This window comes from Massilimicrobiota sp. An134 (assembly GCF_002160815.1).
In the GTDB taxonomy this organism is placed as follows: domain Bacteria; phylum Bacillota_I; class Bacilli_A; order Erysipelotrichales; family Coprobacillaceae; genus Allocoprobacillus; species Allocoprobacillus merdigallinarum.
The window spans coordinates 1-23,614 of the sequence record NZ_NFLH01000003.1; the positions used below are offsets into that span (position 1 = coordinate 1).

Here is a 23,614-nt window from a genome sequence, read left to right on the forward strand (position 1 = left end):
AAGATAATAAAGGCAGCGGGTGTCGCCCCATTTCACTACGAATCAAGTCAGTACGAAGCCAAGCATAGTGCCATAACCAAGCAGGGATCGAGCTATTTAAGAAAGACGTTATATCAGATTATTGTGCCGGTCATAAGATACAACAAGGTCTTCAAGGATGACTATGACCTTAAACGCTCACAGGGAAAAAGTCATCGCTGTGCGCAGGGACATTGCATCAGGAAGCTGTTGAGGGTCATCTATCATCTGGTAACGACAAATCAGCAGTTTGATGCATCGTTACTGAGATAGAAAGAAAATGAAACCGCATTCAAAAAAGTCTATTCCATAGGCTGTTTTCGTCATGTCCAAAAATACAAATCATATTCACATTTCAAAGATCTTACATATTGATGAGCTACCATAATCAAATCATTTAACATTTTAAAACTTTTTCATCAAATGACTTGATTTTTATATAGTTAGCTCCTCGTTTATTGATTCGTTCATGCTATGCGTACTGTTGATTTTCTGAAAAACATCTATCCAATGAATATATAGAATGAATTGCTTTTAATTAAAATGGATATCATACATATCAAAGGAGCTAAAATTTAGAAATAATAAGGTTAAAAAGATATTCTGTTTACTGATCAGGATTGCCGTATCACCCTGTTTGATTCCGTCTTTCTTAATATCATCGCCCCGCATACATATATTTCGTAGAGTATTCTACTCTAAGTATTACGTATTCCTTAAAAATAAACAATAATATATATATTTAGTATATAAAATAAAGCATCGTTTGTCAAGAAGGGGCAACTCTAATAAGCGCATATTATCTGAACTTTTTGAGGATTAATAGTATTGTTTCTTTATCACCGTCAAAATAATAGTCGAAAGGAGGGAACTTTCATGCCAAGAAAAGGAGAAAATATTTATAAAAGAAAAGACGGAAGATGGGAAGCTCGATATATTAAAAGTCATGATATCTCAGGAAGAGCAAAATATGGGTATGTTTACGGAAAATCTTATCGGGAAGCAAAGCAAAAACAACATAATGCGCTGGCGAAGCTAGAGGATTCCCTTGATACTGGAAATAATCAAGTCTTTTTATACAAGAGTGATGTCAAAGCGTTATCCGTTTGCTGGCTTACTTCAATAGAACCACAGATTAAACAATCTACATTCAATAAATATAATAATTTGCTGGCTTCTTATATAGTGCCATATTTAGGAGACATTGTCTTCGCGATTAAGGGAGAGAGCTTCCGGGGAAAGCGACTGGAAACCATCTCCCTGCGGATGACCGCTGCTGTGGCCACCGCCCATGCCGAAAGCAGAAACAAAGATTAATTCACATTTCAAGTGAGGGTTGGCTACGCTTTCTTAACTTGGATTGGTTATTTTCAGTGGACTAAAATTGGTTGTTTTCGATGGACCCGGAGTGGTTGATTTCGCCGGACCCGAACACCTATGCTAGTAGCTAAATGGGTCTTTCCTACACCACTAGGACCTAAGAACACTATGTTCTCTGCTTTATCTAAAAATCCTAAGCTTTCAAGCTCCAAGATCTGTTGTTTGTTTATAGAAGGTTGAAATTCAAAATCAAAATCTTTTATCTCTTTCATAAACGGAAATGCTCCAACCTTAACCATGGATCTTATTGCATTTTCTTTTCTATGATCGATTTCAACGTTTGTTAGTTTCAACAATCCTTCTGTAAAGCTTATATTATTAGCTGTGACTTGATCTATGATCTCATCTAGTCTTCTAGATATCTCAAAGAGCTTCAATTGTTCTAAATTTGTTCTAAGTTGCATATAAACACTTGTCATTTATATAGTTCTCCAATCTGCTTTAAATTTTGTTCTGCTATTTTTTTGATCTTATCATCATCAGTATCAAAGGACATTTTTAATGTTTCGATATAATGATCGATATGATAATTTCTTTTTGTTGATGAACATACTTTATTCGGTTTTCAAAGTACAAGTGAAAGGCTTCCGTTTTCGTGGTTCGGAATTAACCCCTTCACTTGTTTGAAATGGGAGAGCGTTTTTGGGGGGTGTTTTTTCAAAATTTCTTAAATTTTTTTCTGAACGCAAAAAAGCCGCCTATTTTCCTCTTAATGAGGTCAATAGACGGCTTTTTACTTTTCGTTATTATTTAAATGTATTCTATTTTAATTTTTCTTTTCTTAGATGATAGTACCTTGCAAAGAACATCATCTACTACGTCAGTGTATCTGCCTTGTGCTATCAGGCTGTTTTTCAAACGGATAAGTGATTGCAAAACTCTCCTGTATTCTTCATCGGAAAGATATAAATGATATTTCTGTTCTTTCAATACAACCACCTCCTGTTGCTACAATTATATAATAGGAAAAGGCATAGAGGTAGTGTGCGATTGTCGCTCGCCACCCCTAAATGAACAAATTAACAGGGTAACGACCGCCTTGTCCATTAGCAAGAATTTTGCTCGAATTTTTCTGCCATTAGCAGAGAGGGCATTTTCATTAGCAAAACACCGATTTTTTTGCTAATTTTTATTAGCAAGCCGTCCACCTGAAAGGCGGACGACATTAGTCCTAATTTCCATTAGCTGACGGAAGATTTGCTAATGAAAATCAATGAATTTCACGATTTTTCTCTTTTACCGAAAAAATGAAAAAACGCCGGAAACCCTTGATTTTACTGGGTTTTCCGGCGGAGTTTTTGGCGTTCCCGAGGTGATTCGAACACCCGACCTACCGCTTAGGAGGCGGTCGCTCTATCCAGCTGAGCTACGGAAACATCTTTGAAATCTATTCAATTTTAGGCTTAGATTAACTCGTTGTCAATCACTTTTCCCCAAAAGGCGGTCGTTATAACATATTCTTAGGAGGCGGTCGCTCTATCCAACTGAGCTATAGCGACATTTGGAAAATCTATATTTAATTTTACTTGCTACCTTTTCCTTTGTCCTCCGAAGTATATGTTATAGCACTTTCTTAGGAGGCAGTTGCATTATCCAGCTGTGCTACGTGGACATTTCAACTTTTAACATGCTTTATTCTAACATGTTATATACTTGAATTCAATCATTGAATAGACATTCGATACTGATTCCATCTTTTCAGCAATATTTCAATATAATAAATCGTCATTTTTTCATACCACTCACCTGTTTTTAAATCTACTAAGCAATATAAATGATTTTCTCTCTTTAATAAACCCAAATCATAATAATATAAAGCTGCCTGTATCTCAATAGACATCAATAAAACCTCCTATTTCATTTTTATGAAGCAGGAGGTTTTTTATGAATAAAATACAAATAAATGAATTCATCTCATACAAAAACAATACTATAAGTTATCATATAGCATCATAGTTTATAATGCTTTATCTACCCTTTCTCCATTTTCCTTTACAATTCTGCCAGGAATACCAATAACTGTACAATTAGCTGGCACATCTTTTAATACTACTGAAGAAGCCCCAATAATGCTATTATCACCAATCGTGACATCCCCAATGACTTTGGCCCCAGCTGATACCATGACATTATTTTTTAAAGTCGGATGTCTTTTAACTTTATGTTCACCAGTTCCAACTCCCCCTAATGTCACACCCTGATATAAAGTACAATCATCTCCAATGATTGTTGTTTCACCAATAACGACTCCCATTCCATGATCAATAAAGAAACGTTTTCCAATAGTTGCTCCAGGATGAATTTCAATCCCTGTTAAAAAACGCGCAATTTGACTCAATAGACGTGCAATGAGCTTGAAGTGACATTTCCATAAAAAATGATAAATACGATATAAAAACATAGCATGTAATCCAGGATAGTTCACAATGACATTCAAAGGATGTCGTGCTGCCGGATCCATTTCTAATATTCTACCAATTAATGTTTTTTCCATATTCTTCACCTTCTCTTTTTCTTTATATTTAACCATAAAATACCCCTATACACAAATCATATTATCATTTTTATATTATCATATGTGAATTTAATCTATTTGTATTGACTTTTATCATATTAAAAAAAAGTTTCTCTACTTGAGAGAAACACGTTTTTCTATCTGAAAAATATCTTTTTTATAAATCAGAATATATAAAATAATAGCCAATAATATTGCTGCCACAGCATCCAATATAGAATGCTGTTTAATAAACATCGTTGATAAAGTAATCATAATAGCTGAAAGAGATGCAAATATTTTTATACCTTTAGATTGTTTAAAATCTGGACACAATATCAAAGCCAATGCACATCCAATAGAATTATAGACATGAATACTAGGAAATACATTTTGACTCTTATCAGCATGATAAATAAACTGAACAAGATTCATAGATAAAGAATTCTGTTCAATCACAGGACGATGATCAAAACTTGTTGGATATATTGTAAAAATAATCAAACAGATGGTCATTCCTATAAACAAAAATGCAACACATTTATAAAAATCACGACGATGTGTAAAAAACAAATAGGCAATTGTCCCTGCTACAAAAAGGAACCAGTAAATATAAGGATAAATAAACCATGAAACAAAAGGTATACATGCATCTATACTTGTATAAACATCATGAAAAGAAATATCCCTTAACTGTAATCCAAAATACCATGGTAAATAAAGAATAAAATATGTAAATACCCATGCATGACGATAACGATATAACAAATTCTTCATTAATTAAATCCAAACAGCTTTCTAGAAATAGCATATCCTGTTGTAATCATTTTCTTACCAACATGTCCATCCATTTCCATCATAGAACCTAAAAATGTATGTTTAACAGCTTTATAAAGTTCAGGATTTTTATTTTTTAAATACTGCCATAATTCATTTTTCTTTTGTAAATGTTCAGGTGTTCCTGATTTAATCAGTAAAACTGTTGATACAGTTGTAATCATCGTTAAATATTTCACCATATAGTTTCTCAGTTTACGACTCTTTAATTTCATCACATCACAACAATCAATCATCATCTTATTGACTTTAATCTGTTGATCAATACGTGAAATCATCACTTTTTCATTAACAGACTGATCTTCCCTACCAATATAGTAACGATATAAATCAACATTTAAATAATACAGTGTATTGACATAAGGTAAAGGCTGATAAACAAATAAATTATCAACATAAAATGTATGTTTTGGCAATTGTAAATTACAATTTCTTAATAACTGTGTACGATAAATAACACTATGCATTAATAAATTCTGTTGTGGGTAAAAATGTTTTAAATCATACCATCTGAATGTTCTATTTTGTGGCAATGCATTTGTATATTTAATCACACTAGATTTATTGGCACTTGGTTTTTCATATACATAATTTGCAATGAACATATCGACATCTTGATCTTTTTGATGTAACTGTTTAATTGTTTCTATCACTTTAACAAGTGAAGACTGGTCAAACCAATCATCACTATCCAAAACTTTAAAATAAAGTCCTGTTGCATTTTTTAAACCTGTATTTACAGCTTGACCATGTCCCCCATTTTCCTGATGTATACATTTGATTGTATCAGGATATAAAGAGGCATAGTCATCACCAATCTGGGCTGTTCTATCTTTAGAACCATCATCAACAATAATAATTTCTACATCATCTTTTAAAATTAAACATGATTCAATCGCTTTATCCATATAATCTTGTGAGTTATAACATGGAATCGCAATACTTAAATATTTCATAACATCCTCCTACAATGTTTTAACAAGTTTTAAAGCTTCTTCTACAATGCCATCAATATTATAATATTTATATTGTGCTAAACGCCCTAACAAGTAAAAGTGAGAAAATGGTTTGACATAATCCACATATTTTTGATACATCATTAAGTTTTCTGGAGATAAAATAGCATAATAAGGAACTTGAGTTTCATCACGATATATTTCTGGATATTCTTTAACAATAGTTGTTCCAGAAATCTCTTGACCTGTTAAATATTTAAATTCTGTAATACGTGTAAAATCTTCACTGACGGTATAATTGACAACACCATGACTTTGATAGTGATCTTCAGGATAATGTTCATACTCAAAGCGTAATGAACGATATGGCAATCTTCCTAAACAATGATCAAAGAAATCATCAATTGCACCTGTAAAAATAATTTTTCCCTGCCACAGTTGTCCCTGATAATAAACCTGATGTGTTTGCATATCAAAAGATAAATCTTCCTTGGCATCCTTATTTAATTCAATTTCTATGTTTTCATGATTCAACATATTTTCAAATAACTTTGTATATCCTTCTAATGGCATTCCCTGATATTGATCTTGAAAATAACGATTATCATAAGAAATCAAAACCGGTACTCTGGCAGTGACGCTTTGATCAACTTCTTCAGGTTTTTGATTCCATTGTTTCATTGTATATTTCAAAAAGATATTTTCATAAACATACTGTGCCACTTCCTGAATTCCTGAAGATGGATTCTTCTGTAATTCTAAAATAGGAACTCTTGCATTTTCACCATAAGCATCAATCAATTCCTGTTTTAAACGTTCACCTTTTTCTTGGCCAAAAACAATCATTAATGTATTCAAGTTAAATGGAATTGGAATAATCTTTCCATAAACATTTCCAACAACTTCATGACGGTAATCATACCATTTTGTAAAACGTGATAAAAAATCATAAACGTCTTTATTATTTGTATGAAAGATATGAGGTCCATATTTATGAACCAGAACACCATATTCATCATATTCATCATAACAATTTCCACCTATATGATCTCTTTTTTCAATAATCTTGACTTTTTCACCACGCTGGGCTAAAACTCTCGCCACAACACTTCCAGCAAAACCACTTCCGATAATTAATGTATCCATTTTTTCACCTCATTTTATTTATCATAACATAAACCTAGACATGATTCAATTTGTTGAAGGGATAGCTTCGAAAAAGGAATAAAAGATTCTACATGACGAGGATCTCCAATAGCTTTTTCCATCCAGATGACATCATGCCATTGTTTGGCTTTATATCCCGCACGATGAAAACATCCCACATACTGAAACTGTAATGATTCATGAAATCTTTCACTTTTGACATTGGGATGAGTAATACAGGCATAGACATTTTGAATATGCATGCACTTTAACAGTGCCAATAAAACCTGATAAAGTTTTTTTCCAATCGCCTGTCCATGATAATGCTGATCTAAATAAATAGATAATTCACTCCCCCATTGATAAGCAGCTCGACTATGAAAAGAAGAGGCATAAGCATAACCAACAATCTGACCTTGAACTTCTGCAACTAAATAAGGATATGAATCTAATGTTTGACAAATACGATTTGTCATATCTTCTAAAGAAGGAACATCATATTCAAAAGTAATATTGGTCGATAGAACATAAGGGGCATAAATATCTAAAATAGCACGCGCATCTTCTTTTTTAGCCACTCTTATATTTACAGACATTCTTTTCTCCCCTCTAAAAGCTTTAAATATTCTTTTTCATGAATAATTCTTAAATCTTGTCCCTGTTTCATTAACTGTAAAGCTTTCTGAACTTTTTTATTGTCTTTGCCAAAACGTACTTTATGATAACCTTTACCACCAATAACCAGATAATTGGTTTGGGTACTGACCTGATTGGTTGATAAGGCACAGACTTCTTTTGTTTTTTCTTCCAATAATTCTCGAGGCATAGATAATTTACCAGTAAAACAGATTGATTGATGATACAACAAAGCATCTTCTTTTTGATTCATTTCTAATAATTGCGTTGCTGATTCAGCTGACATAATATTTCGATAATAGTTTTCCTTCATCTCACCAAATTCTAAATGATACTTCTGATGCAAAGCATATAAACTGTCTACATCTTCACGTTCCATCATTTGAATCAACAGATAAGCACAAGCTTTCGCATCTTCTAAAGCATGATGAGCCTGAAATGCAAAACCATTCATTTGAGATAGATCTTTAAGATTATATTTTTGAAGATTTGGATAAACAAGATGTGCCAAAACATTTGTACAGGACATAAGTAATCGTGGATATGGAATATGATTCTGTTTCAAGGCTGCCCTTAAATTCATCATATCACCTTGAATATCATGAGAAACAACAATCGTATTTTCAAAATAATGATGAATGTCTTTCCATACTTCTACAAATGTTTTTTCTTTATACAATGATTGAGGTCTAATTTGATGTATTTTATAGCGATAGCTATCAAAACTTAAATTTTTAGGTTTCACTAAGGCATAATATGTTGAAATGACTTCTTGATTTTGAATTTCTACAATACCAATGGCACATAAACTCGCGGGATCCTGATTTAAAACTTCAATATCAAAAACAGTTATTTTTTCACTCATGCTATACCTACTGCTTTTTTAGCCAACTGATCGGCCATCTCATTATAGAAGTCCCCACTATGTGCCAAAACTTTTATAAAGCGAATATCAATCTTTTGACGACTGGCATCAATAAATGACTGATAAGCCTTTGTTCCAGGGCGATTGGCCTGCCATTGATGATTGGCCCATTTTTCTATACCTTCATAATCATAATAGATACAAATCATAGGATAGCAATGTTCAATCGCATAACAGATTGCCTGATGTGCACCCGCAATTTCACCAGCCACATTACGCATACTGACATAATCAGGATGGCTGCCTTTACCATTGACTTTCAAAATCACTTTTTGGCCTTCAAGTAAGATACAACCATAACCATATTCTCGTGTCTTTTGATTATAACTGCCATCTACATATGCAATCAGTCCATAACCATCAAAAGATTGAGGCTGTTCATCTAAATACGCCTGAGCTTCATTGAATGTAGGAAATGATTTATATACTGCTCCCTTGAAACCATTCACCATTGACTGACATTCTTCCCATGTCGAAAAAATACCAGTTTTTCTTCCTTTTTTCACTGCATAATATTTTGCCATCTTTTTAACCTCCGCTCCCTATTATAATCATATTCATGACATTTGGCTAGTAAAAAATATGATTCCTATGATATAATCATGATAAAGAGAGAAGGTTATGAAAAATGAAAATAGAAAACAGATTTTTAAAATATGTCAGTTTCCCAACACAATCTGATCCATATTCAACCACTTCACCTTCTTCTGCCAATCAAAAAGAATTTGCTCAATTTTTAATAGAAGAAATGCGTATTTTAGGATTGGTTGATGTGGAAATGAGTGAATATGGTGTTGTTTATGGAAAGATTCCATCTAACAATGATCATCAAGGTGATGTTATAGGCTTTATTGCCCATATGGATACTTCCCCTGATGCCAGTGGTGAACATATTCATCCCCAAATCATTCGTCATTACAAAGGACAAGACATTCCTTTTCAAAATGACCGTTTATTATCCCCAAGAGAATTCCCTGATTTGAATAAAGTGATTGGACATGATCTGATTACAACTGATGGAACAACACTTTTAGGTGGTGATGATAAGGCTGGAATTGCGATTATTATGAGTATGGCGGAATATATGTATAAACATCCTGAATTTAAACATAATGATATTATGATTGCCTTTACTCCTGATGAAGAAGTCGGACGTGGCACTGAACATTTTGATCTTGATATTTTTCAGGCTGACTATGCCTATACAATTGATGGTGGCGATATTAATGAATTTCACTTTGAAAACTTTAATGCCTATCAGGTACTTGTTGAAATCAATGGAAAAAGCATTCACCCTGGTAGTGCCAAAGACAAAATGGTGAATTCACAGGAAGTGGCTATGGAATTTCACCACATGTTACCATCTGGGCAGAAACCTCAATTCACTGAAGGATATGAAGGATTCCATCATTTAACACATATGCAGGGAAATTGTGAACAGACACGATTAGAATATATTGTACGTAACCATGATTATTTAAAACTGAAACAACAGCTTAATGATTTTTCGCGTATCCAAGCTTATTTGAATAGTTTTTATGGCTATGAAGCTATTCATATCACGATGCATGAACAATATCTCAATATGAAAGATGTTATCAAAGATCATCCTCATATTGTAGAACAGGTTGAAATCGCTATGCAGGATATTGGCTTACAGCCTCGTATTACACCTATTCGTGGTGGAACAGATGGTGCCCGTCTTTCATTTTCAGGACTTCCTTGTCCTAACCTTGGAACAGGTGGCTTCTATTGTCATGGTCCTTATGAATTTGTTTCTATTCATATGATGAAAAAAGGTGTTGAACTTTTATTAAGACTAATCCGTAATAATGTCTATGCGAAAGAAGATATTCCATTTTAGGTTTATCTTCTTTTTGATTAATGGTAAAATAAAAATAAGGAGTGTTCATTATGAAATGTTTATTTATCATTAATCCCAGTGCCGGCACAAAGACAATTCAAAAAAAACTGGATCAGATCATTGGTCAAATGATTTTAAAAAAGCTGGTTTCTACAATTGATGTCTTCTATACGGAAAAGAAAGATGATGCTTATCAGTATTGTTTAAAATTAAAAGATGATGATTATGATTTTGTGGTCAGTGTTGGTGGTGATGGCACAGTCAATGAAATCATTAATGGTTTTATTGAAAACCATTTACAGACTCCTCTTGCGATATTACCAGGAGGAACAGTGAATGACTTTGCCAACCATTTACATTTACCTCATGATACTGATGATTTTATTCAAATGATTGAAGATTTTCAGACAATGAAAGTAGATATTGGAAAAGTGAATGAACATTATTTTGCAAATGTGATTGCTGGAGGCATGTTTAGTGATATTAGTTTTCAAGTTTCAAAAGCTGATAAAGAAAGATTTGGTCCTTTAGCTTATTATATCAGTGGTATAAGACAATTACCTACCCAACTGCATACTTCATTGCATTTAAAAATCACTGCTGATGATCAAACTTTTGAAGAAGATGCCAAACTGTTTATTATTACAAACACTTCACAGGTAGGTGGCTTTAAAGACATTACACCTCATGCGAATGTTCAAGATGGTCAATTAGATTTATTAATTATTAAAAACTGTTCTACTACGGATTTAATTTCTTTATTTAAAGATTATAAATTAAACAGTCATGAAAAGAGTCCTTTTATTACTTATGTACAAGCTAAAGAATTAACTATTGAATGTGATAAGGATATTATATACGATGTTGATGGAGAAAAAGGAACAACCTTTCCAATTCATGTCAGTGTTAAAAAACAATCCTTATGTGTCATCATTCCACATCATTTCAATTATCAAGGAGAATCATTATGACAACACGTTATCAGGTACAACTCACTCAAGACGATGATATCAAAAGTGCTTATGAATTATTACTTTGGGATCATAGTCACATATATTTTCAAGACTATTCCATTGCATTTCAGGATATCCAGGAAATCAATATTTCCATGTGCTCTATGATGCAAATGTTAAACATTTTAAGCATCTATATGAATTACTATGTGGATATCAATATCATCACACCCAAAGAAGAATATGCTTTTCAAATCATGAATCATGATACCCTTCTTTCATTTTTCAAGACAGTTTCATCTTTTCCTATCCCAATCAATGATCCTTTGCATATTCTTCAATTATATACAGATATGCCAGATAACTATGCACGTACCAAATATTTAGATCGTCATTTTAAAAAATGGGCACAACAATATCATCTGGATAACCCTCGTGGAAAATGTATTCCCACACAGTTTTCTTTTCATAGAAAATCATAAAGTCAAAACAGATCTGATATATTATTTTTATAGATATCCTTGAGGATATCTTTTTTTATCAAATAAAAAACAATAAGATAGAATACCTTATTGTTAAAAGTGAAATCAATCCTATTATTGATATGGATTTTTAGGGATAATAACAGCACCTATTAAATAAGCAAATAGACCTGTACCCCAACTTAAAATAAGCGCAACTGCAACTAATCTGACAATTGTAGGATCAATGTCAAAATATTCAGCAATTCCACCACAGACACCACATACCATGACATCGCGTTTTGATCTATATAATTTTTTACTCATTTGATTTCCTCCATTTTCTTATTCTATACTTTATAACCGGAAAAATATGCTGTCAAGTCTTAAAAACAAGAAAAAGGGGATGAACTCCCTTATCTTTCGTTAGCCATTTTTGCAAGTGCTAATGCACCACAAACACCTGCATTATCTCCTAATCCTGGATATACAACATAATCCTGAATAGCATCTGTTGTAATTTCATCTTTTTGAACATAACCATTTAATCTTTCTTGAAGATATTTATGAATCATTGGGAATAATTGTTTTTGATGCATAACTCCTCCACCTAAAATAATCTTCTTTGGTGAAATTGTTAAAACATAAATTGCTAATGCCTGAGCAATATACCATGCTTCTAAATCCCATGCAGGGTGATCTTCAGGTAATTCACTTCCCTTTATTCCCCATCTTTCTTCAATGGCTGGTCCTGCTGCTAAACCTTCAAAGCAAGTTCCATGATATGGACATTTTCCTTTATAAGTATCGTCTTCTCTTTGTTCTAGAATCATGTGTCCCATTTCTGGATGTAGTAAACCATGAACAAGGTTTCCTTCCACAATGGCTCCTCCACCAATTCCAGTTCCAATTGTTAAATATAAAGCACTATCTAATCCTTTGGCTGCACCAAAATATGCTTCACCAAGTGCTGCACCATTCACATCTGTATCAAAACCAATTGGCAAATCTGGATAATGTTCCTGTAAAGCTCCTACAATATTATAGTTTGTCCATCCTGGTTTAGGTGTTGTTGTAATATATCCATATGTTGGACTCTTTAAATCAGGATCAATAGGTCCAAAACATCCTAATCCTAAAGCTTCAATGTCCTTTCCATCAAAAAATTTAAAAATATTTTCAACTGTTTCTTGTGGTGTTGTTGTTGGAAAAGAATCTCTTTCTAAAACATTTCCATTTTCATCTCCAATAGCAACAACAAACTTTGTTCCACCGGCTTCAATTGCACCTAATCTCATTTTCTTCCTCCTTATTATCTTCTTTTATTTTATCACAACTTGTTTCTATTCAAAAGTTATTTCTTCATTGTAAGTGATAATTGTAATGACTGTGAAGATTCTGTTTCCTTTAACATACTTTCTAAATACTGTTGATAAAAACTTAAATCTTCATTTTGTAAATATTGATAACCATCGCTAGAGCGAAGTTCATCTACATATTGATTGATGTTACCAGTAAAATAGTAACGATTGGCTTTCACTAATACATCTTGAATCGCTGTTCTTTTTTGAGTATCTGATATTCCCTGTAAAGATTTACCAAATTTATTTGCAGAAACTGTATCAAAATACTCATCTGCATTGACTGAAATTGATAATGACTGGGTATGATAGTTCATTTGATCCTGATTCAATTCAATAATGCCATATTGAAGTGGAGCATCCAATAATGATGAAGACGCAATATCATAGATTCCTTGAATCGTTTTGATATTTTGACAATGTATATGTCCACTTAATACAAATGGAACATGATATTGAGAAAACAGTTTTGCAATCTTCTCATGATCATTAATGGTAAATCCATTATTTAACAATTCATTGTGAATTGCTAAATTATGATGCATCGCAACGAGTGGCGTTTTGCCATCTTTTTGAATATCCTGAAGCTGCTTTTCTAACCATTGCATAGTTGAATCTGTAAAAAATCCACTTGCTCCTAGCATCATTTCTGTTTGTTCATGTGCATTCGAATCCATCATCAACAAGGCAAAATCAGGATTCAAATCAATACGATAACTCAAAGATTCATCATGTTTCGAAGTTGCCAGACGATAACCTAGATTTTGATAAATATCCTGAAAATCCTTAGCATTAATATTATCCACATCAAAATAATCATCTTGACCATAACCTTTTGTATAGATATTATCAATATCATGATTTCCTGGTATAACAGCAACCTGAATGTTCTTTTCTCTTAATTGTTCTAGTTTTTGAGCTAACTTCTGATGACTGCCTTTTTCCCCATTAAAGCTTAAATCACCTGTCAAAACAACAAGATCAGGCTTTTCCTGGATAACCGCCTGTACAAAAGCATCTACAATCTCATCGCCATAAGTGACCATCTTGCCATCACCATATAACATGGAATCTTCAAACCATTCACAATCCTGATAATAATCCTTTAAAAAATAATGTATATCACTTGCGACAATGATTTTTAAATCTTCTTTTTCACTTAATGTTTTTGATTGACATCCCATCAGACAAAGACAAAAAATAAGACAATAAATAATCTTTTTCATAACACATCTAAAAAGAATGGATAGCTAAGCTATTCATTCTTGATTATCCCTATTATTTTTGACAAGCATCATATGCCATATCAAAAATCTTTTGTGCATTGAAATTCTTAAAATCATCATCGCTAATTAAAATGACTGGTTTATCAGGGTTGTCTGCTTTGATTTTTTCATATGATCCTTTTAATTGAGGTTCTACAAGAATAACATCAGCAAGATTACTTGAATATTCTACTGCATGTTCTGAAGCGGACCAAACTGTTGCGTCAACTCTCTTTCTTGAAGCAGCATCTTTTAATTTTGAAGCAAACAAAGTAGATGTTACACCAGCCAAACAACACAATAAGATTTTCATGATTATATTCCTCCTTTTTAGTTCCCTACTATTATTTTATCACATTTTGATATTGACTTCTATTTCTTTTCACTATCCATTATAAATTTATTTGCATCTTCTAAAGAGGCATAGCCATAAGCTTTTACTGTATTCATTAATATTTTTTCAATTAAATTTTCATTCTTTTGAACCATATCCAAAACCATTTGACCATATAAATATAATGTTTCATCACTATAAGTCATTAATTCACCTCTTAAATAAGTTTCAAATGAGGTATCATCTTTTTCATCTTCCAAAGAATGAGTGAAACGGGCTTGAGATAATAAATAAGGATATTGATCATTCATATCTTCACGCATTGATACTTCAATATCACATAAAGCATTAATAAAGTCTTTCTTTTGTTGATCAACAGCAGGTAACTGATCTCGAATCGTATTAAAATATTCTGGATCCGTACTTTCCATCATATAGGCATATTTTTCCATGACTGGATTTCTCCCTATTTGTTGAGCTAGTTTTAAATCTTGTAGACAAGCTTTTTGAACATTTTGATAAAAAGCTTCAAACTGACTTTTTCTTTGTAGATAAAATGTTTCAAAATCATCCTGACAACTGGCACGGCCATCAATATGATGAACCTGTTGAAAAAAATCCCATTCTAATTGTACAATTTCATCAACCATTTTCTATCCCTCCATAACATGTTTCATGCGTATACAATCATCTTGAATATGTGACATGACTTCCATTGTGTGATTGTCTAAAAAATCATCATCACTTGTCGATAAGCCTTGTCGATGAAGTTCACCAATGACTAACTGACATATTTTTTCAATCAGCACAACTTTTTGATCATCAGTATTAATAATATTGTTCTTTTGAGGCCAATGTTGCTTTTGAGATGGCAATTGAACCAATTGTAAAAGCAGTGGTGTGACTGCCTGTAAACATGTACAATCTTTTAATCCATAATAACTCCATTTATAATAAGGCTTATATTTTTTATTCAGTAAATAGAGAAGAGATAATGTCTGATCTATAAACTCATTCAATGCCAGCGTCGCAGCAACTTCATCTTCTCTTTGCATACATCTGGCATAATTATATTGACCAGATTGTGCCATTTTAGCTAAACAACGGGCTATTTTTTTAATACGGATATCTTCTGGATAATAACTTAAATATTGTCTGATTTGAGTCACTTGACCATAATTGTCTTCAAAAATACGTCCATTTGTACAAGCTAAAAGAGCATTTTCATCAGCATATAACCAATCATCTAAAGTTTGTGGTATATGTCTTAAAAACTGTTTAAAAAAGCTTTCAGTTTCAAAAACACCGACTCTTCCATTTCCATGAGCTGAGGTTAATCTTTGAATACCCATGAATTCTTGTGGTAGCTTTTGATAACTGGCCTGTATTTGTTTATAATACTGCTGATAAATATCATGAGGAAGCAAAATACAAAAACCAGGTCCAAAATCATGGTCATGAGAAATCTCATCATCATAGCCCAGACAATCTGATCCCATCCCCAATAATCCAACCGCCATATATGGTTTAATTTCTGAAAACTCTTCTTCTATCATGTTTCTGCCATATTGTTGATAAAAAGCTTCACACAAATCTAAACCTTTGATTGTTTTCATTTCTTTTTGAATTCTGTCAATATTCTTTTGAATTGTCTGATAATCTTTATTTTGTCCATAGACACTCTCTATGAAATGTAAGACACGCTGATAAATATCTAAAGCTTTTACATAATCTTTTTGCATATAATGGCTTTGCGCTAAAGTCGCTAACGAAGCAAAGTAGTGTGGATCATGAGGTCCATATTGTTGAAAAAGAGAGATCGCCTGATGTAAACATTTTTGAGCTTCATCATTTTGATTGATACTGAGATACATTTGTGAAAGATTTGTATAAGTAATGGCTTCTTCAATTCTATAATCATCCAGTTGTTCAACTATCGCCAATGCTTTCTTTTGCATGTCAATAGCTTGCTGATAATCACCCATTTCCTGATATAACAGGCTTAAATTATTATAAAAGGCACTATAAAGTTCATCCTGTGGTTCTAATTCATGATGATAAATCTTTTCTGTCTTTTGATAAAGCGATAAAGCTTCCTGATATTTTCCCTGTACACGATAAAAAGTCGCTATATTGATATATGATGTAGCACCATCAATCGTTTCTTCAAGTCCACACATGTCAAGAATTTTAAATATCTGTAAAGCAATCTGATTTCCAGATTGAAATTGTGAAGTAACACGAAAGTAACCTATCATTTCATTAAGCAAAAACAAAATCGTTGCATTATCCTGTCTTTGAACAGCAAGATTGACTTGTTCAACTAAAAAAGCATAAGCTTCATCCAATTCATTATTGGCATACATTTTATCTAATTGTTTCTGTAATTCCTGTATAGTCATGAATATTCTCCTTTAAAAATAAATAGACACATGGGTGTCTATTTATGATTGAGTGCATCTTTCATACCTTTTAAAACAACTTCTCTTGCTGTGATGGCATCTTTTTTATCTAATGGTGGAATACCTTCCAATGGATAATCAATACCTAAGTTCTTATATTTAGCAACACCCATAGTATGATATGGTAAAACATCTAGAGCTTTGACATGTTTAAGGGTTGCGATAAATTGACCTAAACGATATAAATATTCATCATTTTGTGTAATTGTTGGAACAACAACATGTCTGATCCATAAATCAATACCCTTATCATCTACATATTTAGCAAATTTTAATATCATATCATTAGGTTGTGCAGTTAACTTTTTGTGTTCTTCAGGATCAATATGTTTAATATCTAACATAATTAAATTTGTTGAAGCTAACAAACGATCTAATTTCTTTAAGTATTCAGGATTTTCATGAAAAGTAATCCCTGACGTATCTAGACATGTGTGAATATTTTCTTCACGACATCTTTCAAATAATTCTATCAAGAAATCTAATTGCATCATGGGTTCTCCACCTGTACAAGTGATTCCTCCATTTTTATAAAACTCTTTCTTTGTATTAAATTCTTTGAGAATTTCATCAACTGTCATCTGTGTTCCCGTATTTGGTTTCCATGTATCAGGGTTATGACAGTATAAACAACGCATTGGACAACCTTGAAAAAAGACTACAAAACGGATTCCAGGACCATCAACAGTTCCACAACTTTCTAAAGAATGAATATATCCTTTCATTATCTCACCAACTTTCTTTATTATTTTAACATATTTTCTATAAAATATCATTTCATATGTTTTATTTTTCAAACAAAAAGTAACAAAATGTAACATTATCGTAAGCGTAGAATAAAATTTGTTAACTTAAACAATGATAATATAACTACTTTTAAACATGTAAATAATATACTCATCATTATCAGTTAAAAAAATAATATTTAATTCTATTAAATAGGATTAAATATTATTTCAATTTTACTGATGAGTTTAAATAAGCAATATCTTCAATAACAACAATCTTATTATCTTCAAAAATAATATATAGTATTTCTAAATTTCTATTTGGTATTTTTACAACTCTACAATTTTTATTACTAACTCCATGACGATTATATAGTGGATACATATATGGAAATTTTTCGATATTGTCTTTTATATGTTCCAATATATCAGATATAACTATATGATTTTCCTGAGCAAATATAAATATACTTTCATTATATTTGATATTATACATACTATAATCCTTCTTTTTTTAATATAGCAATCATTTCTTCATGAGTATAACTTTTTCTCTTATCTAATACAATTTCTTCTGCCTCTTTTACATGCTTTTTTATATATTCATTAGATTTATAATAATCGATTAATTCATTTAAAATATTCTTTGGAACTATGCAAACGTCATTTAAACTTGGAAAATCTTTTATATCTATTTTTTGATTTAAATCCATTACAATCACTCCTTTTTTTAATTATACCATTTATATACCAAATTTAAAACATTCTTATCCATATATTATATTTATAAGGGTAGGTCAAATGACCTACCTATTATTTCCAAACAGAATAGATAGCATCTCATTGATTCTATTAATATGTTGGTTATCTAATAAAACAAAGAAATTATTTTCGAAACGATCAACACAGAATATCATGACATATAAGATTTCTAGCCTTGTTAATACTTAGGTATTATCTTCGCTATCATATTTTACGATAATGGCAGAGCCAACTAAAGGATTTTAGAATGCATTACTTTCCAAATCTAATACATGAAATGTGATAGAAAATCTTTTTAGTAAAAACTCATTATCAACAATTATTTCAAACTTATAATCTTTAAAACCATACATATGAAACATAAGTAATCATACCACCTATTAAATTCCTCATTGTTTCATAATCAATCATTTCCTTTTCATAAGGAAGACTTCAAAACATTTTTTAGTCCACTTAAAGATAAAATTTTCTTTACAATATCAAATATTCAATCAGTTTCATCATACCACATAATATCATCACATATATAGGATCCATCTTTTTATACTGTAATAATATCATTCCAATTGCAAATATGATCATCATATCAATGCGCATAGATGATAAAGTATGGACTGTATTTTCTCCAAAAAAAGCACTGACTAATATAGACACACCCGCAGTTGCAATCATCGCAATAACAGCTGGTCTTAACGTTTCTAATATACCCTGTAACATTGATAATTTTCTATATTTTAAATAGAAATAAGCTAACAAAGAAACAATGATGCATGATGGGAGTATACATCCAATGGTTGCAAATATAGCTCCCCATATACCAGCAATTTTTTGACCAACAAATGTAGCAGAATTAATCGCAATAGGACCAGGTGTCATTTGAGAAATTGTGACCAAATCAGTAAACTCACTCAGTGATAACCAAGGATGTAATGTCACCACCTGATTTTGAATCAATGGCAAGGCTGCATATCCACCACCAAAACTAAACAATCCCACCTGTAAAAAGCTCAAAAAAAGTTCCAGCAAAATCATCCATGATCACTTCCTTTATGATAAAACGTTCTGACAACCCCTATAGCAATACAAATCAATATCACATAAATCACATTGACATTAAAGAAACATGTGACAACAAATGCAATCATCATAATAGCATTGTTCATCCAACTCTTTGTTTTGATAAGATCTTTTGACATATCATAAACAACAGAACAAATCACTGCACCTACACCTGCCTGCATTCCATCCAATATCAATTTAACATAAATATTGGATTGAAATATTTCATAAAACACAGAAATGGCGGATATAATGATAAATGGCGGAATAATTGTTCCTAATATAGAAACCAATAATCCTGGTATACCTGCTATTTTATATCCAACAACAATGGCTCCATTCACCGCAATAGCCCCTGGTGATGATTGTGCTATAGCCACTAAATCTAACATTTCATCTTGATCAATCCAATGAAGTGTATCTACAAACTTCTTTTTCATCAATGTCACAATGACATATCCTCCACCAAAAGTAAAGGCACTTAAATAAAGTGTAGATACAAATAATTGTATTAATTTATTATTCTTCATCTCATCACTTCTTTCTTGAACTTCATTAAAGCAAACGATCAGTTTGATTTTCTATAACTTGTAAATATAAGAATCAGCTCATTACAATAAATGATTTTTTATTCATTATATATAATTTTCATAAATAATCATTTTCCTATGTCTATTGACATCATAGAAATTTGTTTTATTGATGCAATTCAAAAATCCCACTAAAAATAAGTTTCATTCATTCTTTTATAACATCAAAAAAGGTGCTTAACTCAGCACCTTTTTCATCCTCATTACATTGCTTCGTGGAATGTACGAGAAATAACATCATCTTGTTGTTCTTTTGTTAATTTAACAAAGTTAACAGCATATCCAGAAACACGAATAGTTAATTGTGGATATTTTTCAGGATGTTTTTGAGCATCAATTAATGTATCTCTGTTTAAAACATTAACATTTAAATGATGTCCTCCTTTTGAAGCATATGCATCTAACATTCCAACTAAATTTTCAACTTGTTGTTCACTTGCAGCCATGATTTTCTCCTCCTTTAAAATTCATCATCGTCATCCATTGGTAAATTTGGAATTTTACAAGCAGTATCACCACTATCACAATCCATCTTTGACACAACAGTGACTTCTTCCATTTCAATATGAGCATCTTCATTCACTTTGACATTAACATGTCCTGAACCAGAGCTCATGCGACCATCTAACATTTTGACTAGTTCATCAATTTCTTTTTGAGTGGCCATGTTTTCACTTCTTTCTATTAATCAAGATTTCCGTTTTTAATTGATTCGATATCTAAGTCACCAGCGAAAACTTGGTCGTCTTTTCCTAAAGCACCAGGGATGACAGTAAATGTATTTGAAATACCATCTTGTGCATCTTTGAATGGTAATTTAGCAACTGATGATAATGAAGAAATAGCACCATGAGAATCTCTACCATGCATTGGGTTAGCACCTGGAGCAAATGGTTGACCAGCTTTTCTACCATCAGGAGTATTACCTGTAGCTTTACCATATACAACGTTAGAAGTAATTGTTAAGATTGAAGTTGTAGGATAAGAATTTCTATAAGTATGATGAGAACGTACCATTGCCATGAAAGTTTCAACTAACCAAGTTGCAATTTCATCAACTCTGTCATCATCGTTACCATATTTAGGGAAATCTCCTTCTACTTCGTAATCAACAACAACTCCATCTTCATCTCTAATACATTTAACTTTAGCATATTTAATAGCTGATAAAGAGTCAGCAACGACTGATAATCCAGCAATACCTGTTGCGAAATAACGTTTAACTTCTCTATCATGTAATGCCATTTGAATTCTTTCATAAGCATATTTATCATGCATATAATGAATGATATTTAACGCATTAACATAGACACCAGCTAACCAAGACATCATATCTACAAATTTAGCTTTAACATCTTCGTAATCTAAGTAATCACCTTCAACTGGTCTATATTTTGGTCCAACTTGTTTCTTAGTTTTTTCATCTACACCACCGTTGATAGCGTATAATAAACATTTAGCTAAGTTAGCACGTGCACCAAAGAATTGCATTTCTTTTCCAACTCTCATTGAAGATACACAACATGCAATTGCATAGTCGTCACCATGAGTTACTCTCATTAAGTCATCGTTTTCATATTGAATTGATGAAGTTTCAATTGAAGTTTTTGCACAGAATGCTTTGAAGTTTTCTGGTAAACGAGTTGACCATAAAACTGTCATATTTGGTTCAGGAGCTGTTCCTAAGTTAGATAATGTATGTAAATATCTAAATGAAGTCTTAGTAACCATATGACGTCCGTCAACACCAACACCACCGATTGATTCAGTTACCCAAGTTGGATCTCCTGCGAAAATTGAGTTATATTCTGGAGTTCTTGCGAATTTAACAATTCTTAATTTCATAATGAAATGATCAATAAATTCTTGGACTTCTTCTTCAGTGAATAATCCTTTCTTTAAATCTCTTTCTACATAGATATCAATAAATGTAGAAGTACGTCCTAAAGACATTGCTGCACCATTTTGTTCTTTAACTGCACCTAAATATCCAAAGTATAACCATTGAATAGCTTCTTGGCAGTTAGTTGCTGGTTTAGAAATATCAAAACCATATTTTGCAGCCATTTCTTTTAATTCACTTAAAGCTCTAATTTGTTCACTTAATTCTTCACGTAATTGAATAACTTTAGAAGTCATTCTCTTTTCAGTTGTCGCAAATTGATTTTTCTTATCTTCAATTAATTTATCTACACCATAAAGTGCAACTCTACGGTAGTCACCAATAATACGTCCACGTCCATATCCATCTGGTAAACCAGTGATAATATGTGAAGAACGACAAGCTCTAATTTCTGGAGTATAAACATCAAATACACCTTGGTTATGTGTTTTTCTGTATTCTCTGAAAATATAAGAAACTTCTGGATCCACTTTATATCCATTTGTTTCACAAGCTTGTTCAGCAATACGGATACCACCAAATGGTTGTAAAGATCTTTTGAAAGGTTTATCAGTTTGAACACCAACAATTTTTTCTTTAGATCTGTCTAAATAACCAGCATCATGTGAAGTTAATGTTGATACAACTTTTGTATCCATATCTAAAACTCCACCAGCTTCTCTTTCTTGCTTAGTTAAATCCATAACTTGTGCCCATAAATCTTTTGTGTTTTGAGTAGGACCAGCCAAGAAAGAATCATCACCATCATATGGTGTGTAGTTTAATTGAATGAAATCTCTTAAATTCACTTCCTTGTTCCATTTCCCTGCTTGGAAACCATCCCAAGCATCATTCCATTTTTCTTTAAATGTCATTTTCTAAACCCCCTGTTTGTTTATTTCTCATTCATTATAGCACTAATATACTATTGAAACAATAAAATAACTTGTTTTTTTTCGCAATTTTCTGCCATAAAATGAGTCGCTGGAACTTGACAACTACAATATAACAGATTCTTTTTTTTAATGCTATTTATATGCTTCAAAAATTGATTTTTTTTACAAAATCTTTACAAAAAAAAGATATACAGGTTATCCTATATATCTCTTCATATCAGCTTCTATATTTTCTGACTGTCTACCAAAAATCATTGATAAACTGTCTTTTCCTTCAACAATTCCACTTGCTCCTAAAGATCTGATTTTTTCAATATCGACAAGCTGTTGATTATCCAATACAACTGTAACTTTAGAAGCACTGCTACGTACTTCTTTAATATTGTTTTTCCCACCAAGGGCTTGTAATAATTCTTCAATTGGTAATGTTGATTTCATTTCCTGATCTAAACGTTTATTCTTAATAAAATGAATAAATCCAAAATAAAGTAAAATCAAAGCCAAAATAATCGCAATCACAACAAAAATATATTCAACATCCATATTTTCACATCCTTTTTTAATTGAAGTATTTCTTTTTTATAGTATACTATAAGAAGATAAAA

The 23,614-nt window shown here is 31.9% G+C and carries 30 protein-coding genes and 1 tRNA gene; 5 read left to right on the forward strand and 26 right to left on the reverse strand.

Annotation, left to right across the window (positions count from 1 at the left end):
- Both B5E79_RS01925 and B5E79_RS01930 read left to right on the forward strand, forming a co-directional pair.
- Nucleotides 1-291: transposase (locus tag B5E79_RS01925; protein WP_143746758.1), on the forward strand; the 291-nt coding region annotated here is incomplete at its 5' end.
- Nucleotides 292-894: 603 nt separating this feature from the next.
- Entirely contained in the window at nucleotides 895-1,335 is a 441-nt protein-coding gene (locus B5E79_RS01930; RefSeq protein WP_087296765.1) for a tyrosine-type recombinase/integrase, read from the forward strand.
- Nucleotides 1,336-1,388: 53 nt separating this feature from the next.
- Here B5E79_RS01930 and B5E79_RS01935 read toward each other — a convergent pair whose 3' ends face one another.
- The 11 genes from B5E79_RS01935 to B5E79_RS01980 all read right to left on the reverse strand — a co-directional run bounded on the left by B5E79_RS01935 (nucleotide 1,389) and on the right by B5E79_RS01980 (nucleotide 8,916).
- Complete coding sequence (locus B5E79_RS01935; RefSeq protein WP_087296766.1) at nucleotides 1,389-1,817, reverse strand: ATP-binding protein; 429 nt, start codon at nucleotides 1,815-1,817, stop codon at nucleotides 1,389-1,391.
- Nucleotides 1,818-2,148: 331 nt separating this feature from the next.
- A complete protein-coding gene (locus B5E79_RS01940; protein ID WP_087296767.1) occupies nucleotides 2,149-2,328 on the reverse strand; it encodes a hypothetical protein in 180 nt (59 codons plus the stop codon).
- 369 nt (nucleotides 2,329-2,697) lie between these two features.
- A tRNA-Arg gene (locus tag B5E79_RS01945) sits at nucleotides 2,698-2,774 on the reverse strand.
- Nucleotides 2,775-3,061: 287 nt separating this feature from the next.
- Nucleotides 3,062-3,238, reverse strand: a complete 177-nt coding sequence (locus B5E79_RS13565) for a hypothetical protein (protein WP_164483490.1) — start codon at nucleotides 3,236-3,238, stop codon at nucleotides 3,062-3,064.
- A gap of 117 nt (nucleotides 3,239-3,355) precedes the next feature.
- Nucleotides 3,356-3,892: a serine O-acetyltransferase EpsC gene (gene epsC / locus B5E79_RS01950; protein ID WP_087245056.1), complete on the reverse strand. Its 537-nt coding sequence runs from the start codon at nucleotides 3,890-3,892 to the stop codon at nucleotides 3,356-3,358.
- A 135-nt stretch (nucleotides 3,893-4,027) separates the two neighbouring features.
- Nucleotides 4,028-4,669 (reverse strand): phosphatase PAP2 family protein, encoded by a 642-nt coding sequence (locus tag B5E79_RS01955; RefSeq protein ID WP_087296768.1) that lies wholly within the window; start codon nucleotides 4,667-4,669, stop codon nucleotides 4,028-4,030.
- Nucleotides 4,669-5,685, reverse strand: a complete 1,017-nt coding sequence (locus tag B5E79_RS01960) for a glycosyltransferase family 2 protein (RefSeq protein WP_087296769.1) — start codon at nucleotides 5,683-5,685, stop codon at nucleotides 4,669-4,671. Before B5E79_RS01960 ends, B5E79_RS01955 begins: the two co-directional genes overlap by 1 nt.
- A 9-nt stretch (nucleotides 5,686-5,694) precedes the next feature.
- Nucleotides 5,695-6,831, reverse strand: a complete 1,137-nt coding sequence (gene glf, locus B5E79_RS01965) for a UDP-galactopyranose mutase (protein WP_087296770.1) — start codon at nucleotides 6,829-6,831, stop codon at nucleotides 5,695-5,697.
- Nucleotides 6,832-6,845: 14 nt separating this feature from the next.
- A complete protein-coding gene (locus B5E79_RS01970; RefSeq protein ID WP_087296771.1) occupies nucleotides 6,846-7,427 on the reverse strand; it encodes a GNAT family N-acetyltransferase in 582 nt (193 codons plus the stop codon).
- Nucleotides 7,418-8,332, reverse strand: a complete 915-nt coding sequence (locus tag B5E79_RS01975; protein WP_087245021.1) for an exonuclease domain-containing protein — start codon at nucleotides 8,330-8,332, stop codon at nucleotides 7,418-7,420. The genes B5E79_RS01970 and B5E79_RS01975 overlap by 10 nt, the downstream gene beginning before the upstream one ends.
- Complete coding sequence (locus B5E79_RS01980; RefSeq protein WP_087296772.1) at nucleotides 8,329-8,916, reverse strand: ribonuclease H1 domain-containing protein; 588 nt, start codon at nucleotides 8,914-8,916, stop codon at nucleotides 8,329-8,331. The genes B5E79_RS01975 and B5E79_RS01980 overlap by 4 nt, the downstream gene beginning before the upstream one ends.
- A 104-nt stretch (nucleotides 8,917-9,020) precedes the next feature.
- On the opposite strand from B5E79_RS01980, the gene pepT reads away from it, so the two are divergent.
- From pepT to B5E79_RS01995, 3 genes are read left to right on the forward strand one after another with little or no spacing between them, the layout of a single operon-like run.
- Nucleotides 9,021-10,256 (forward strand): peptidase T, encoded by a 1,236-nt coding sequence (gene pepT, locus B5E79_RS01985; protein ID WP_087296773.1) that lies wholly within the window; start codon nucleotides 9,021-9,023, stop codon nucleotides 10,254-10,256.
- Between the two features lie 50 nt (nucleotides 10,257-10,306).
- Entirely contained in the window at nucleotides 10,307-11,227 is a 921-nt protein-coding gene (locus B5E79_RS01990) for a diacylglycerol/lipid kinase family protein (protein WP_087296774.1), read from the forward strand.
- On the forward strand, nucleotides 11,224-11,691 hold the full coding sequence (locus tag B5E79_RS01995; protein WP_087296775.1) for a hypothetical protein: 468 nt from the start codon (nucleotides 11,224-11,226) through the stop codon (nucleotides 11,689-11,691). The genes B5E79_RS01990 and B5E79_RS01995 overlap by 4 nt, the downstream gene beginning before the upstream one ends.
- A gap of 114 nt (nucleotides 11,692-11,805) precedes the next feature.
- On the opposite strand, the gene B5E79_RS02000 is transcribed toward B5E79_RS01995, so the two are convergent.
- The 15 genes from B5E79_RS02000 to B5E79_RS02070 form a co-directional block, all read right to left on the reverse strand.
- Nucleotides 11,806-11,997, reverse strand: coding sequence for a PspC domain-containing protein (locus B5E79_RS02000; RefSeq protein WP_087245026.1), 192 nt, complete (start codon nucleotides 11,995-11,997; stop codon nucleotides 11,806-11,808).
- 89 nt (nucleotides 11,998-12,086) lie between these two features.
- On the reverse strand, nucleotides 12,087-12,968 hold the full coding sequence (locus B5E79_RS02005) for an ROK family protein (RefSeq protein ID WP_087296776.1): 882 nt from the start codon (nucleotides 12,966-12,968) through the stop codon (nucleotides 12,087-12,089).
- A 56-nt stretch (nucleotides 12,969-13,024) separates the two neighbouring features.
- A complete protein-coding gene (locus B5E79_RS02010; protein WP_087296777.1) occupies nucleotides 13,025-14,257 on the reverse strand; it encodes a metallophosphoesterase in 1,233 nt (410 codons plus the stop codon).
- 52 nt (nucleotides 14,258-14,309) lie between these two features.
- Complete coding sequence (locus tag B5E79_RS02015) at nucleotides 14,310-14,609, reverse strand: PTS sugar transporter subunit IIB (protein ID WP_087245029.1); 300 nt, start codon at nucleotides 14,607-14,609, stop codon at nucleotides 14,310-14,312.
- A 59-nt stretch (nucleotides 14,610-14,668) separates the two neighbouring features.
- The gene (locus B5E79_RS02020) at nucleotides 14,669-15,280 is read right to left on the reverse strand and encodes a DUF4125 family protein (RefSeq protein ID WP_087245030.1); all 612 of its coding nucleotides are present in this window, start codon (nucleotides 15,278-15,280) and stop codon (nucleotides 14,669-14,671) included.
- Between the two features lie 3 nt (nucleotides 15,281-15,283).
- A complete protein-coding gene (locus B5E79_RS02025; protein WP_087296778.1) occupies nucleotides 15,284-17,032 on the reverse strand; it encodes a DUF4037 domain-containing protein in 1,749 nt (582 codons plus the stop codon).
- 38 nt (nucleotides 17,033-17,070) lie between these two features.
- Nucleotides 17,071-17,817, reverse strand: coding sequence for a pyruvate formate-lyase-activating protein (gene pflA / locus B5E79_RS02030; protein ID WP_206393093.1), 747 nt, complete (start codon nucleotides 17,815-17,817; stop codon nucleotides 17,071-17,073).
- A gap of 226 nt (nucleotides 17,818-18,043) precedes the next feature.
- Nucleotides 18,044-18,316: a hypothetical protein gene (locus tag B5E79_RS02035; protein ID WP_087245032.1), complete on the reverse strand. Its 273-nt coding sequence runs from the start codon at nucleotides 18,314-18,316 to the stop codon at nucleotides 18,044-18,046.
- A gap of 1 nt (nucleotide 18,317) precedes the next feature.
- A complete protein-coding gene (locus B5E79_RS02040) occupies nucleotides 18,318-18,533 on the reverse strand; it encodes a hypothetical protein (protein ID WP_087245033.1) in 216 nt (71 codons plus the stop codon).
- Between the two features lie 520 nt (nucleotides 18,534-19,053).
- Nucleotides 19,054-19,614, reverse strand: a complete 561-nt coding sequence (locus B5E79_RS02045) for a chromate transporter (RefSeq protein WP_087296779.1) — start codon at nucleotides 19,612-19,614, stop codon at nucleotides 19,054-19,056.
- Complete coding sequence (locus B5E79_RS02050; RefSeq protein ID WP_087296780.1) at nucleotides 19,611-20,171, reverse strand: chromate transporter; 561 nt, start codon at nucleotides 20,169-20,171, stop codon at nucleotides 19,611-19,613. The genes B5E79_RS02045 and B5E79_RS02050 overlap by 4 nt, the downstream gene beginning before the upstream one ends.
- Nucleotides 20,172-20,434: 263 nt before the next feature.
- Nucleotides 20,435-20,677, reverse strand: coding sequence for an autonomous glycyl radical cofactor GrcA3 (grcA3, locus tag B5E79_RS02055; RefSeq protein ID WP_087296781.1), 243 nt, complete (start codon nucleotides 20,675-20,677; stop codon nucleotides 20,435-20,437).
- A 14-nt stretch (nucleotides 20,678-20,691) separates the two neighbouring features.
- Nucleotides 20,692-20,898 (reverse strand): hypothetical protein, encoded by a 207-nt coding sequence (locus B5E79_RS02060; RefSeq protein ID WP_087245037.1) that lies wholly within the window; start codon nucleotides 20,896-20,898, stop codon nucleotides 20,692-20,694.
- A gap of 17 nt (nucleotides 20,899-20,915) precedes the next feature.
- A complete protein-coding gene (gene pflB / locus B5E79_RS02065) occupies nucleotides 20,916-22,988 on the reverse strand; it encodes a formate C-acetyltransferase (RefSeq protein WP_087245038.1) in 2,073 nt (690 codons plus the stop codon).
- 216 nt (nucleotides 22,989-23,204) lie between these two features.
- Complete coding sequence (locus B5E79_RS02070; protein WP_087245039.1) at nucleotides 23,205-23,552, reverse strand: PTS sugar transporter subunit IIB; 348 nt, start codon at nucleotides 23,550-23,552, stop codon at nucleotides 23,205-23,207.
- Nucleotides 23,553-23,614 lie beyond the last annotated feature (62 nt).

Excerpts from the sequence above, each read along its gene's own strand:
- B5E79_RS01930 (WP_087296765.1), top strand. The coding sequence starts at position 895 with ATGCCAAGAAAAGGAGAAAATATTTATAAAAGAAAAGACGGAAGATGG.
- B5E79_RS01935 (WP_087296766.1), bottom strand. The coding sequence starts at position 1,817 with ATGACAAGTGTTTATATGCAACTTAGAACAAATTTAGAACAATTGAAG.
- B5E79_RS13565 (WP_164483490.1), bottom strand. The coding sequence starts at position 3,238 with ATGTCTATTGAGATACAGGCAGCTTTATATTATTATGATTTGGGTTTA.
- epsC (WP_087245056.1), bottom strand. The coding sequence starts at position 3,892 with ATGGAAAAAACATTAATTGGTAGAATATTAGAAATGGATCCGGCAGCA.
- B5E79_RS01955 (WP_087296768.1), bottom strand. The coding sequence starts at position 4,669 with ATGAAGAATTTGTTATATCGTTATCGTCATGCATGGGTATTTACATAT.
- B5E79_RS01960 (WP_087296769.1), bottom strand. The coding sequence starts at position 5,685 with ATGAAATATTTAAGTATTGCGATTCCATGTTATAACTCACAAGATTAT.
- glf (WP_087296770.1), bottom strand. The coding sequence starts at position 6,831 with ATGGATACATTAATTATCGGAAGTGGTTTTGCTGGAAGTGTTGTGGCG.
- B5E79_RS01970 (WP_087296771.1), bottom strand. The coding sequence starts at position 7,427 with ATGTCTGTAAATATAAGAGTGGCTAAAAAAGAAGATGCGCGTGCTATT.
- B5E79_RS01975 (WP_087245021.1), bottom strand. The coding sequence starts at position 8,332 with ATGAGTGAAAAAATAACTGTTTTTGATATTGAAGTTTTAAATCAGGAT.
- B5E79_RS01980 (WP_087296772.1), bottom strand. The coding sequence starts at position 8,916 with ATGGCAAAATATTATGCAGTGAAAAAAGGAAGAAAAACTGGTATTTTT.
- pepT (WP_087296773.1), top strand. The coding sequence starts at position 9,021 with ATGAAAATAGAAAACAGATTTTTAAAATATGTCAGTTTCCCAACACAA.
- B5E79_RS01990 (WP_087296774.1), top strand. The coding sequence starts at position 10,307 with ATGAAATGTTTATTTATCATTAATCCCAGTGCCGGCACAAAGACAATT.
- B5E79_RS01995 (WP_087296775.1), top strand. The coding sequence starts at position 11,224 with ATGACAACACGTTATCAGGTACAACTCACTCAAGACGATGATATCAAA.
- B5E79_RS02000 (WP_087245026.1), bottom strand. The coding sequence starts at position 11,997 with ATGAGTAAAAAATTATATAGATCAAAACGCGATGTCATGGTATGTGGT.
- B5E79_RS02005 (WP_087296776.1), bottom strand. The coding sequence starts at position 12,968 with ATGAGATTAGGTGCAATTGAAGCCGGTGGAACAAAGTTTGTTGTTGCT.
- B5E79_RS02010 (WP_087296777.1), bottom strand. The coding sequence starts at position 14,257 with ATGAAAAAGATTATTTATTGTCTTATTTTTTGTCTTTGTCTGATGGGA.
- B5E79_RS02015 (WP_087245029.1), bottom strand. The coding sequence starts at position 14,609 with ATGAAAATCTTATTGTGTTGTTTGGCTGGTGTAACATCTACTTTGTTT.
- B5E79_RS02020 (WP_087245030.1), bottom strand. The coding sequence starts at position 15,280 with ATGGTTGATGAAATTGTACAATTAGAATGGGATTTTTTTCAACAGGTT.
- B5E79_RS02025 (WP_087296778.1), bottom strand. The coding sequence starts at position 17,032 with ATGACTATACAGGAATTACAGAAACAATTAGATAAAATGTATGCCAAT.
- pflA (WP_206393093.1), bottom strand. The coding sequence starts at position 17,817 with ATGAAAGGATATATTCATTCTTTAGAAAGTTGTGGAACTGTTGATGGT.
- B5E79_RS02035 (WP_087245032.1), bottom strand. The coding sequence starts at position 18,316 with ATGTATAATATCAAATATAATGAAAGTATATTTATATTTGCTCAGGAA.
- B5E79_RS02040 (WP_087245033.1), bottom strand. The coding sequence starts at position 18,533 with ATGGATTTAAATCAAAAAATAGATATAAAAGATTTTCCAAGTTTAAAT.
- B5E79_RS02045 (WP_087296779.1), bottom strand. The coding sequence starts at position 19,614 with ATGATTTTGCTGGAACTTTTTTTGAGCTTTTTACAGGTGGGATTGTTT.
- B5E79_RS02050 (WP_087296780.1), bottom strand. The coding sequence starts at position 20,171 with ATGAAGAATAATAAATTAATACAATTATTTGTATCTACACTTTATTTA.
- grcA3 (WP_087296781.1), bottom strand. The coding sequence starts at position 20,677 with ATGGCTGCAAGTGAACAACAAGTTGAAAATTTAGTTGGAATGTTAGAT.
- B5E79_RS02060 (WP_087245037.1), bottom strand. The coding sequence starts at position 20,898 with ATGGCCACTCAAAAAGAAATTGATGAACTAGTCAAAATGTTAGATGGT.
- pflB (WP_087245038.1), bottom strand. The coding sequence starts at position 22,988 with ATGACATTTAAAGAAAAATGGAATGATGCTTGGGATGGTTTCCAAGCA.
- B5E79_RS02070 (WP_087245039.1), bottom strand. The coding sequence starts at position 23,552 with ATGGATGTTGAATATATTTTTGTTGTGATTGCGATTATTTTGGCTTTG.